At 73.0% G+C, this 10945-nt stretch carries 8 protein-coding genes; 3 read left to right on the top strand and 5 right to left on the bottom strand.

Annotated elements, in window-relative coordinates; all coding sequences use genetic code 11:
- Window positions 1–31 precede the first annotated feature (31 nt).
- Window positions 32–928, bottom strand: a complete 897-nt coding sequence (locus EAO75_RS21220; RefSeq protein ID WP_147996640.1) for a shikimate dehydrogenase — start codon at window positions 926–928, stop codon at window positions 32–34.
- A gap of 169 nt (window positions 929–1097) precedes the next feature.
- On the opposite strand from EAO75_RS21220, the gene EAO75_RS21215 reads away from it, so the two are divergent.
- Both EAO75_RS21215 and EAO75_RS21210 read left to right on the top strand, forming a co-directional pair.
- A complete protein-coding gene (locus EAO75_RS21215; protein ID WP_147996639.1) occupies window positions 1098–1763 on the top strand; it encodes a TetR/AcrR family transcriptional regulator in 666 nt (221 codons plus the stop codon).
- Window positions 1764–1952: 189 nt separating this feature from the next.
- Entirely contained in the window at window positions 1953–3299 is a 1347-nt protein-coding gene (locus EAO75_RS21210; protein ID WP_147996638.1) for an MFS transporter, read from the top strand.
- A 359-nt stretch (window positions 3300–3658) separates the two neighbouring features.
- Here EAO75_RS21210 and EAO75_RS21205 read toward each other — a convergent pair whose 3' ends face one another.
- From EAO75_RS21205 to wecB, 4 genes are read right to left on the bottom strand one after another with little or no spacing between them, the layout of a single operon-like run.
- Window positions 3659–5854, bottom strand: coding sequence for a glycosyltransferase (locus EAO75_RS21205; protein ID WP_147996637.1), 2196 nt, complete (start codon window positions 5852–5854; stop codon window positions 3659–3661).
- On the bottom strand, window positions 5851–7659 hold the full coding sequence (locus EAO75_RS45995) for a hypothetical protein (protein ID WP_187284531.1): 1809 nt from the start codon (window positions 7657–7659) through the stop codon (window positions 5851–5853). Before EAO75_RS45995 ends, EAO75_RS21205 begins: the two co-directional genes overlap by 4 nt.
- Complete coding sequence (locus EAO75_RS21200) at window positions 7659–8315, bottom strand: class I SAM-dependent methyltransferase (protein ID WP_147996636.1); 657 nt, start codon at window positions 8313–8315, stop codon at window positions 7659–7661. Before EAO75_RS21200 ends, EAO75_RS45995 begins: the two co-directional genes overlap by 1 nt.
- Complete coding sequence (gene wecB / locus EAO75_RS21195; RefSeq protein WP_147996635.1) at window positions 8308–9396, bottom strand: non-hydrolyzing UDP-N-acetylglucosamine 2-epimerase; 1089 nt, start codon at window positions 9394–9396, stop codon at window positions 8308–8310. The genes EAO75_RS21200 and wecB overlap by 8 nt, the downstream gene beginning before the upstream one ends.
- Here wecB and EAO75_RS21190 point away from each other — a divergent pair.
- Window positions 9395–10930 carry a glycosyltransferase family 4 protein gene (locus EAO75_RS21190; RefSeq protein ID WP_147996634.1) on the top strand — a complete coding sequence of 512 codons (1536 nt, stop codon included), beginning with the start codon at window positions 9395–9397 and terminating at the stop codon, window positions 10928–10930. The two genes, wecB and EAO75_RS21190, sit on opposite strands and share 2 nt — an antisense overlap.
- The last annotated feature ends 15 nt before the right edge of the window (window positions 10931–10945 follow it).

Raw genomic sequence — 10945 nt, 5'->3', positions numbered from 1 at the left:
GGAGCGACCGGCCACAGGCGGCCCGCAGCCGTCATACCGCCTTACCTGCCGGGCTCTGTGCCGCGCCGGCCAACTCCGCGATATCCGCGAGCATTCGCGCACTGTCCGGCTCACGCCCGGTGAACAGCCGGAACGCATCCGCGGCCTGGAACACGGCCATCCCACCCCCGTCCAAGGCGGCGCAGCCAACCGCACGAGCGGTACGCAGCAGCTCCGTCTCCAGCGGCCGATAGACCACCTCGGCAACCCACAGCCCGGGATGAAGCAGTTCGGCGGCGAAGGGCAGGCCCGGGTGGGCGGCCATGCCGGTGGGCGTGGCGTGCACGATGCCGTCGGCCGCAGCAAGAAGCCCCGCCAACTGATCCGGCGCGGCCACGGCGGCGCGCCCCGCACCGAAGTGCCGGTTCAGCGCCCCGGCGAGGCCCGCGGCCCGGTCGCCCAGCGCGTCGACGACGGTGACACGCTCGGCGCCCAGCGTCAGCATGGCGTGCGCGACGGCAGCGCCGGCGCCTCCGGCGCCCAGCTGCACGACCCGTTCCAGCGGTGCGTCGGGCAGCCCGCGCGCGAAGGAGGCAGCGAAGCCGGTGACGTCCGTGTTGTGGCCGACGGCCCGGCCGCCGGCGAGGACGACGGTGTTCACCGCACCCAGCGCCTCGGCCTGCGGGGCGAGCGCGTCCAGGTGCTCGATGACGAGCTGCTTGCACGGATGCGTGATGTTGAGCCCGTCGAAGCCCAGGTCACGGGCGGCCCGCAGCAGATCGCCCACCGCTTCCGGCGGGACGCCCAGCGTGTCGATGTCGATGAGCCGGTACAGATAACGCAGGCCCTGCCGGTCAGCCTCCCGCTCGTGCAGCGCCGGGCTGAGCGAGGGACCGATGCCGGAACCGATCAGCCCGACGAGATACGAGTCCTTGGCGTCCTTGGCCACCGGGGGACCTCCTGAGCGGCTCACTAATGTACGAACTGGTGAGTTAGTAATAGCAGGCGCACCGGAGCTTGTGAAGGCCTGTCCCGGCACACGAAGCGAGCGGGCTTCTAGAATCACCGGCACGCGGGTGGGCCACGGGGGCGCACTCGCCCCTCGCCGAAGGAAGCCGATGACCAGCGTCGAAGAGCCGGCACGCACGAACGGGCGGATCCGTGACGCCGCCCGCACCCAGGCCGAGATCCTCGACGTCGCCACGCAGGAGTTCGCCCGCGCCGGCTACGACGGCGCCCGCGTGGACGAGATCGCCGCCCGCACCCGCACCACGAAGCGGATGATCTACTACTACTTCGGCGGCAAGGAGCAGCTGTTCACGGCCGTGCTGGAGCGGGCGTACAGCGCGATCCGGGAGGCCGAGCAGCAGCTCGACGTCGAGCATCTGGACCCGGTCGCCGCGATCCGCCGGCTGGCCGAGCTGACCTTCGACCACCACGAGGCACACCCCGACTTCATCCGCCTGGTCAGCATCGAGAACATCCACGGGGCCGAGCACATCGCCGCGTCCGAGAAGCTGGGCAGGATCGGCTCGCCCGCCCTGGACGTGATCCGCCGGATCCTGGAGGCGGGGCAGGAGTCCGGGCTGTTCACGGCCGACGTCGACGCCGTCGACCTGCACGCGATGATCAGCTCCTACTGCTTCTTCCGGGTCTCCAACCGGCACACCTTCGGCGCCCTGTTCGGCCGCGACCTGGTGGATCCGGCCCGGCGCGAGCACTACCGCACGATGCTCGGCGACATGGTGATCGCCTACCTCACCGCGGAGCGCGCGGCGGACTGAAGCGGCCGGCCCAAGTCGTACGGCGACACCTCTTGACACCCGGGAAACGTGGGCGCAACATCCCTAGCCATCGCCACTAACTACCCAGTGAGTTAATTAGCCGCTCCGGCACCCCGGGATCCGGCCCGCTCACCCTCCCCTCGTTCCCGCTCACTCCGCTGACGTTGGAGTCCCCTCGAAGGAGCCGCCGTGTCCGTCCCCGTCCCCGACACCCCCGTCGGACAGCCGAAGAAGGCGGCCACGGCCGCCTGGATCGGCAGCGCCCTGGAGTACTACGACTTCTTCATCTACGGCAGCGCGGCCGCGCTGATCTTCCCGGAGGTCTTCTTCGACGAGTCCGACCCGGCGACGGCCACCCTGCTGTCGCTGGCCACGTTCGGCGTGGCCTACGCCGCCCGGCCGGTCGGCGCGCTGTTCCTCGGTCACTTCGGCGACCGGATGGGCCGTAAGAAGATCATGGTCTTCACGCTGATCCTGATGGGCGTGTCGACGTTCCTGATCGGCTGTCTGCCCACCCGCGACCAGGTCGGCACCCTCGCACCGGTCCTGCTGGTGCTGTGCCGGGTGCTCCAGGGCATCTCGGCGGCCGGCGAGCAGGCCAGCGCCAACTCGATGACCCTGGAGCACGCGCCACCGCATCGGCGCGGCTTCTTCACCAGCTTCACGCTGAGCGGCACACAGGGCGGGCAGCTGCTGGCCACGCTGGTCTTCATCCCGATCGCGGCGCTGCCCGAGGAGCAGCTGATGTCGTGGGGCTGGCGGGTCCCGTTCTGGATGAGCGTCGCGGTCGCCGTCGTCGGCTATGTCATCCGCCGCACACTCGACGAGACCCCGGCCTTCGAGCAGCAGGCCGCCGCCGAGGGCGTCGTCAAGCTGCCGCTCGCGGTGCTGATGCGCGAGCACTGGGCGGACGTGCTGCGGGTGATCGCGGGTGCGCTGGTCGCCTCGGTCAGCACGATCTTCACGGTGTGGGCGCTGTCGTACGCCACGAGCGACGCGGTCGGGATGGACAGGTCCGCCATGCTGTGGGTGGGCGCCCTCGCCAACCTGGTCGCGCTCGGCGCGATCCCGCTGTGGGCCACGCTGTCGGACCGGATCGGCCGCCGCCCGGTGTATCTGATCGGTGCGGCGGGCAGCGCGGTCATGATGTTCGGGTACCTGTGGGCGATCTCCACCGGCTCCTACCCGCTGATCCTGCTGCTGGGCATCGTCACGTTCGGTGTGGTCTACAGCGCGGCGAACGGCGTCTGGCCGTCCTTCTACGGCGAGATGTTCTCCACCCGGGTCCGGCTGTCCGGCATGGCCATCGGCACCCAGATCGGTTTCGCGGTCGCCGGTTTCGCGGTCACGTTCGCCGCGCAGATCGCGGGCCCGAACGGCGACGACTGGTCGGCGGTGGCCCTGTTCACGGCGGCCCTGTGCGTGCCGCCGGTCGTGGCCGCGCTGTCCGCCCGCGAGACCGCGAAGTTCCCGACGGAGCGGCTCGGCGAGCGGGCGGCCGGGCAGGCCCCGCAGCCGGCGAAGGTCGCGGCCTGACACACGCGACCCACCTGGTCCCCGGACGCCATGACGGCTCCGGGGACTCGGGCACGGCACCGGCACCGAGCAGTCCGCCGCGGTGGGGCGCCCCGCAAGGGGCGCGGGGCCGTGTCGAATGTGCGGCTACGGCCGCGCGGGCGCGATCAACCACCACCGGCCCGCAGGGCGAAGGTCGCGGCCTGACACACGCGACCCACCTGGTCCCCGGACGCCATGACGGCTCCGGGGACTCGGGCACGGCACCGGCACCGAGCAGTCCGCCGCGGTGGGGCGCCCCCGCAAGGGGCGTGGGGCTGTGTCGAATGTGCGGCTACGGCCGCGCGGGCGCGATCAACCGCCACCGGCCCGCGGATTGATCACGGCGCCCCGAGCGGAGCGCACAGCAGCTCCGTCCAGGTCTGCGCGACCCGGTCCAGGGAGAAGCCCTCCCTCACCTGGGTGCGGGCCAGCTCGGCAGTCGACCGCCAGTCGTCCTCCTCCAGCACGGCGATCGCCTCGGCCATCGCCCCGGGGGTGTCGTGGATCCACCGCCGGTCGTAGATCTCGTCCGCGCCGGGCCACGGCAGCAGCGACGGTACGGCGCCGGAGGCCATGCCCTCGGCGGGCGCGAGGTGGAAGCTCTCGTCGTCGCTGGTGGACAGCACATGCCCGACCCGGCGCAGCCAGCCCGCCACGTCCGGCCCGAACGAGTCGAAGACGACGGCTCCTTCGAGCAGCGGCGAGGTCTGCATCCGACGCAGCACTTCCTCGTAGTGCGCACGCTCCTCGGGCTTGTTCCAGATCCACCAGTACTCCCAGGGCGGCTTGGACTTGACCGACAGATGCCAGCGCCGGTCGTGGGCGCGCAGCGCCTCCAGTACGTCCAGGCCGAGGTCGAGGCGTTTACGGCTGGGCGCGATGCCGATCATGCCGAGGCGGTGGTGCGCGCCCGGCGCCTTCGGCCGGTCGAGCTGGTCGGTGTCGACCCAGTTGGGCACGACCACGACCTTCGAGGCGGGCCAGCCGGTGAGCCGGCGGGTGCGGCGGGCGTAGTACGGGCTGACGCACACCACCCGGTCGACGGCGTCGATGTCGACCTGCCGGGGCCACCCCGCGTCCAGTTCGAAGCGGTGCAGCCGTACGATCAGCCGGCTGCCGCGCCGCTTGTGGCGGCTGTACCAGACGGCGGCCGGGCCGCACCACTCCACGACCACCACGTCCGCCCAGTCGGCGAGTTCACGGCTGACGTCCGGGTCGTGGCGGGCGAGCGCCGGCCAGGCGTCGACCCGTACCTCCAGGCCGGGCAGTGAACGGAAGTGGTCGAGCAGCCGGGTGAGGAACTTCAGGTCGTGCCCGGCGACGCCCACGCGCAGGGGCCGCCGGCGGTCCGTGACCCCGGTGGGTGCGGCGGGGAAGGCCCGGTCGAGGTGGGCGCGCCAGCGGGCGGACGCTCCGTCCAGGGTGTACTCGCGGGCGGCCGCACGGCAGCGCTCGGCGGCCAGCCGCCGTGACTGCGGCTCGCGGACGACGCGTGCCGCGGCTTCGGCGGCGTCGTCCGGCCCGGCGCGTCCGGGCACGAACAGCGGGTAGTCGGTGCCGAGCAGCGCCTCGTGCGCCGGGGTGCGGTTGAGGACCACGGGCAGGCCCAGCGCCCCGAACTCCAGGACCTTGGTGGACAGTTCGAGGCTGGAGTCGAGGACGGGGTCGCGCCAGCCGAGGCCGACGTCGCAGTCCGCGGCGATGCGCATGGCCTCCTCGCGCGACTGTCCGCCGTGGTGCTGGACGCCGGGAGTGCCGGCCAGGGCACGCGCCATGTCGGCCTGGAAGTCGGGGTGGCCCTGGTCGTCGTGGATCTTGTCGCCGACGGTGTGCAGTTCGGCGGGGACGCCCCGCTCAGCGAGCAGCTGCGGCAGCCGGGTCATGGGCAGGGTGTTCCAGCGGGGTGCGAACTTGCCGGTGTAGACGAGCCGCAGCGGCTTGTGCGGCCCGTCCCGGTCGGGCACCGGGAAGCCGGGCTCGGGCACGGCGGGCGGGCTGAGGACGCACTTGCCGCACGCCTCGGGCACCCAGGTCTCCAGGAAGCAGCGCAACTCCTCGGTCTGGCACAGCAGTCGGTGCGAGGCCTCGGCGATGCGGACGAGGTCCGCGCGGGCCGCCTCGGTCATCCCTGCGGCCGACTGCGGGATGTCGGTGAGGTAGGCCCAGATCCGCCCGTCGAACATCCCGTCGGCGACGATCCGGGTGACCAGCCGCCGGCCGCGCAGCACCAGCAGGTCGCAGGGCTCCTCCTCGTCGAGCCGGGCGAGCACCGACGCGGCCTGCACCGGCGACATGGGCCGGTCGGCGAGCCCCGGCAGCAGCCGCTCCTCGTGCGGGGACACCAGGCCCACCCGGGGCAGTTCGGCCAGCGGATCGGTCAACCGGCCGGTACGGACGGGGGCCTTGAGGACAAGGCGGCTCTCGCAGCCCGCCCGGGACAGCGCCTGCACCGTCGACTGGGCCCAGACGGCGGAGCCGTCGATGAGGTTGAGGTCCACGTCGCCGTAGACGAGCGCCCGCAGCGTGCGGCTCATGACGGCTCCTTCCCGCGTACGGCGAACAGTCGGTGTCCTCGGCCCGCCCAGCTGTCCGGCGACGTACCGGACAGGTGCAGCGACCGGCGTACCAGCAGCGGCCGCAGCGACGGTACGAAGAGGTAGTCGTCGGCGGTCGGCGTGTGGCCCACCGCGTCGGCGCCGGACCACTCCTGGGCGCACATCAGGTCGAGCAGCAGGGTGTCCGGCCGCTCCTCGGCGAGGTCCGTCCAGTCGGCGACCCAGGGCGCCAGGGGCTGTCCCCGGCGGACCGTCACCCCGGCGGCGGTGAGTTCGTCGAGGCCAGCCGGATCGGGTACGACGACCTCGACCGGGCGGTGCAGCTGGCCGAGCACCTGGCCGACGAGCCGGGCGATGTCGGTACGGTCCCGGGGCGCGGCCAGCACGGCGACGCGCCGCTCGTCCAGCGGGTCCGGGGCGCCGGTCAGCCGCGCGAGCCGCGACAGCCGTACGCGTGTGCTGTCGGCGCGGAAGACCTCGCGCAGCCGTTCCCTGCCCTCGGCGGCCGGGTCGAGCCGGGTGAGCCGTACGCCGGTGTCGGCGTCGATGACGGCGTCCCAGGCGAGCCGGATGAGGCCGGGTGCGGCGCAAGCGGGGCCGTCCCGCCACAGCACGGCCGAGCGGCCGGACACCCGTTGCTCGGCGATGAGTTCGGCGAGGGTGCGGTCCAGGTCGGGGGCGAGTCCGGTGCCGGTGAGCCACCAGGGTCCGTCGCCGGTGCAGGCGCTGAGCTGCACAACCAGCACGTCGGGGTCGGTGCGCTCCACGAGCAGCCGTCCGTCGTGCGGCAGCAGCCGGTTGACCACCACGTCCGCCGCGAAGTCCGCGGCGGTGTCGGGGGTGAGCACCCCGGCGACGACGAGCCGGTCGCGGGGCGCCGCGGTCAGGGCGCGATGGGCGAGGTGCTGGCGGCCGTCGACGGGGGCCTCCGGCTCGGCCTGGGGTTTCGGCGCTCCGTCGGGCGCCCGCCCGGCAGCCTGCCGACGCCCGCGCCACAGTCCGTACAACTCCCCGGGCAGCCGCGCCGCGCCCCGCTTCGGCGAGCGCGCGGCCGTGACCAGCGCCTTGCCCACCCGCAGCGAGGTCGAGCCCTCCAGCATGGCCACGCGCGCCTGCAGCACCTCGACCCGGTCCCGGGCGGCCCTGAGCGCGGCGGCGATCTGTTCCTTCTCCCGTACGGCCGCGCCGAGCCGGTCGGCGAGGCCGTCCTGCCCGGTCGCCTCCCGGGTGCGTTCCGTCTCCTCGGCGGCCGTTTCGAGGTCCAGCAGCCGGGCGCGCAGGGAGCGGGAGGCGAGGTCGGCGAAGACGTACTCGTCGGCGATCCGCAGCGCGGTGACATAGCCGTCGGACGGGACGGGCCGGCCGAAGAAGTCGTGCGGCGGCAGGAGTTCGTCGGTGCGGGCGATGACCGCGCCCGCATGCAGATGGACGTAGTCGAGGGGGGCGGCGCGCAGGACCTGGCAGCGGTGGGCGACCAGATGGTCGAGGAGCCGGTGGTAGGGGAGTTCGGATCCGCCGTGGCCGAACACGATCAGCCCGCGCGCACCGGGCCGCATCCGGGCCAGTACGGCACGACAGGCGTCCTCCCTGCCGTGCCCAGCGGCGTGGGGTCCGTAGGAGAGGAGGGCCAACTCGCCCTCTGCGATGGGGCGTTCGTCGTCGTCGCGCAGGGTGACGCCCGGCGGCAGGTGCAGGTAGGGCTCCAGACGCAGGCCGCCGCCGGTCGCGTCCACCACCGTCGTGACGTGGTCGAGGTGCGGGTGGAGCAGGTCGGTCAGGCGCATCAGCGGGTCCTCGTGAAGACGTGGAAGCCGACCCGGTTCTCCCGGAAGCCGTACGGCTTGGAGAGGGTGTGCCGCAGGCCGAGCGGCTCCAGTTCGGCGCGGTAGGCGGTGAGCGGGCGGTGCACGATGTAGGCGCCGCGGGGCGTGCGGTGAGCGGTGTCCTCGTCGGTGACGATCAGTCGGCCGGCGACGCGGACGAGGGAGGCGAGATTGCGCAGCCCGGCCGCCCAGTCCTGGTCGTCGAGCACGTGGAACAGGACGTCCACGCAGACGACGATGTCGTACGGCCATGCAGCTCGCCACTCGTCGAGCGTGGCGACGGCGTAGCGCGGGCCGCCGCCCTCGGCGCGGGCGTGGTCGACGGCCGTGCGGCTGGCGTCGAAGGCGTCGACCCGGTGGCCGCAGCGGGCCAGGGCCCGGGCGAAGTAGCCCTTGCCGCAGCCGGCGTCCAGCACGAACAGCGGGGCGGCGGGGCTGGAGAGGTCGCCGACGAGGGTGAGCAGCGTGCCGAGCCGCTGGGCGTAGAAGAGTTCGTTGCCGGGGCGGTCGAGCCCGCTGTGCCCGCCGGAGGCGAGCTCGTCGTGCTCGGCGTGGCGGGCCTCCCAGTACGCCCTGGGCGTGCGCTCGCCGACCCGGATGCGGGTGCCGTCAGCCATGGCGCTCCAGCCACGTGGTGATCACGCGGGCGATCCTGACGCCTGCCCTGCCGTCCCACAGGGGCGGTCCCTCGGCGGGCGCCGCTCCCCCGCCGTCCAGCAGCTTGCGCAGCGCGGGCACCAGTTCTCCGTGCCGCACGAGCCGGTTGGTGCCGTGGGTGACGGTGACGGGGCGTTCGGTGGTGGTGCGCAGGGTCAGACACGGGACGCCGAGGACGGTCGTCTCCTCCTGTACGCCGCCCGAGTCGGTGATCACGGCGGCGGCTCCGCGCACCAGGCTCATGAACTCGACGTAGCCGAGCGGGTCGAGGAGGTGGATGCCGGGCGCGTCCGCGAGGCCCGCGGCCCGCAGCGCCGCCCGGCCGCGCGGGTGCAGCGGTACGGCGAGGTCGAGATGGCGGGCGGCCTCGGCCAGGACGCGGGCGGCGGCCGCGGCGGCCTCCGGATCGTCCACGTTGGCGGGCCGGTGCAGGGTGACGACGCCGTAGCGCTCGGGCAGTCCGAGTGACTTCCTGGCACTCGCCGGGTCGAACTGGTCCACATGGGTGAGCAGGGTGTCGATCATCGGGTTGCCGACCAGGTGCACCCGCTCGGCGGCGGCTCCCTCACGGGCGAGGTGACCGACGGCCTCGGGGCTGGTGGCGAACAGCAGCTGCGCGAGCTGGTCGACCAGACGCCGGTTGACCTCCTCCGGCATCGTCATGTCGAAGCTGCGCAGGCCGGCCTCGACGTGCGCCACGGGGATGCCGAGTTTGGCGGCGACGAGCGCTGCTGCCAGCGTCGAGTTCACGTCGCCGTACACCGTGACGAGGGCGGGTGCGCGGGCGGTCAGTTCGCCCTCCAGGGCCACCAGGAGGTCGGCGGTCTGCCGGGCGTGGCTGCCGGAGCCGACGCCGAGGTCGGTGTCGGGTTCGGGCAGGCCCAGTTGCCGGAAGAAGATGTCCGACATCCGCTCGTCGTAGTGCTGTCCGGTGTGGACGAGCACCTGCTCGCAGCCCGCCGCGCCGAGAGCGGTCACGACCGGCGCGGCCTTGACGAAGTTCGGCCGGGTGCCGACCACATGGAGTACGCAGCCGTTCATGGTTGCCTCCGGTGCCGTGGGGACAGTGGCCGCCCGCGGGCCATTGCTCGACGGTCGGGAATATCGTGGCGATATGTCCCGAAAAGTCCTACTTGCCCTCAGTCTGGCTGCCTCGGTGGCCGTTGGCGAACTGCGCCAGGATCCGCTGCGGGCCGCACTGCTCGCCGTACGCCTGCTGCCGGGGCCCGCCCGGCGTGGATTGCGGCCGCTGGAGGAGCGGCTGGCGGTGCGCGCCCGGAGTGCGGGGCCGGTGGCGGCGCCTTCCGCCGCTCGGGTGCCCGCGCCGGCCGGCCTGCCGTATCGACCCGTGCCCGGACGGGTCCTTCATCTGGTCACCAACGGGCTGCCGTTCCGGCACGCCGGCTACACCGTGCGCACGCAGAAGCTCGCCGAGGCCCAGCTGGCGGCCGGCCTCGACCCGCATGTCGTGACGCGGATCGGCTTCCCGGTGACGGGTGGGGTGCTGGACGCCCGTCCGAAGCAGCACGTGGGCGGGGTGCCGCAGCACCGGCTACTGCCGCCGTGGCTGCCGTACGGACAGGCCGCCGCGCTGGCCCGCAACGCCGAACTGGCCGCTCGCCTGGTGGACCGGCTGCGGCCCGCGGTGCTGCATGCCGCGAGCGACCACGGCAACGGGCGCGTGGCACTCGCCCTGCGGGAGACCTACGGACTGCCGGTGGTCTACGAGGTGCGCGGCTTCCTGGAGGAGACGTGGCTGACCCAGGCGCCGGGCCGTGGCCCGGACGACGAGACCTACCGGACGCGACGCGCCCTGGAGACGCACTGCATGCGCGAGGCCGATCTGGTGCTGACGCTGGGTGAGGCGATGAAGGCGGAGATCGTGGGCCGTGGGGTGCCGCGGGAGCGGGTACTGATCGTGCCGAACGCCGTGGACGACGCCTTCCTGGCTCCGCCGCCGGACGGGGCGCCGATGCGGGCCCGGCTCGGCATCGCTCCGGAGGAGTTCGTCGTCGGCACGATCGGCACCCTCGCACCGCACGAGGGCATCGAAACATTGCTCCATGCGGGTGAAGAGCTGCGCCGGCGTGGTGTGCCGCTGCGGCTGTTGATCGTCGGCGACGGGCCGCAGCGCCCGGCGCTGGAGCGGCTGACCGCCCGGCTCGGCCTCGACGACGGGGCCGTCCTGTTCACCGGCCGCGTGCCGCATTCCCAAGTCCGGGATTTTCACGCCGTGTTGGATGTGTTCGCGGTGCCGCGCACCGACGAGCGGGTGTGCCATCTGGTGACTCCGCTGAAGCCGGTCGAGGCGATGGCGAGCGGTGTTCCGGTGGTCGCGAGCGATCTCCCCGCACTCAGAGAACTGGTCGAACCAGAGGTGAACGGGAGGCTAATCCAGCCTGAATCAGCACATTCCTGGGCTGATGAGCTGGAAATACTCCTTTACAGTCGAAACCGGCGTGCTGAGTGGGGAGCAGCAGCCCGCGCGACCGTCGCGCGTGACCGCACCTGGAAGCGGGTCGCCGCCACAACCCGTGAGGCGTACCGCGCCCTTGGCAGCCTTGATGCGGGGTGAGTCCCTATGCAGGCC

Source organism: Streptomyces sp. UW30 (assembly GCF_008042075.1).
GTDB lineage: Bacteria > Actinomycetota > Actinomycetes > Streptomycetales > Streptomycetaceae > Streptomyces.
This window is presented reverse-complemented; position numbering and strand designations above follow the sequence as displayed.

Bases quoted from the DNA above. Each gene is read 5' to 3' on its own strand.
- EAO75_RS21215 (WP_147996639.1), top strand. From the start codon at position 1,098: ATGACCAGCGTCGAAGAGCCGGCACGCACGAACGGGCGGATCCGTGAC.
- EAO75_RS21205 (WP_147996637.1), bottom strand. From the start codon at position 5,854: ATGAGCCGCACGCTGCGGGCGCTCGTCTACGGCGACGTGGACCTCAAC.
- EAO75_RS45995 (WP_187284531.1), bottom strand. From the start codon at position 7,659: ATGCGCCTGACCGACCTGCTCCACCCGCACCTCGACCACGTCACGACG.
- EAO75_RS21200 (WP_147996636.1), bottom strand. From the start codon at position 8,315: ATGGCTGACGGCACCCGCATCCGGGTCGGCGAGCGCACGCCCAGGGCG.
- EAO75_RS21190 (WP_147996634.1), top strand. From the start codon at position 9,395: ATGGTTGCCTCCGGTGCCGTGGGGACAGTGGCCGCCCGCGGGCCATTG.
- wecB (WP_147996635.1), bottom strand. From the start codon at position 9,396: ATGAACGGCTGCGTACTCCATGTGGTCGGCACCCGGCCGAACTTCGTC.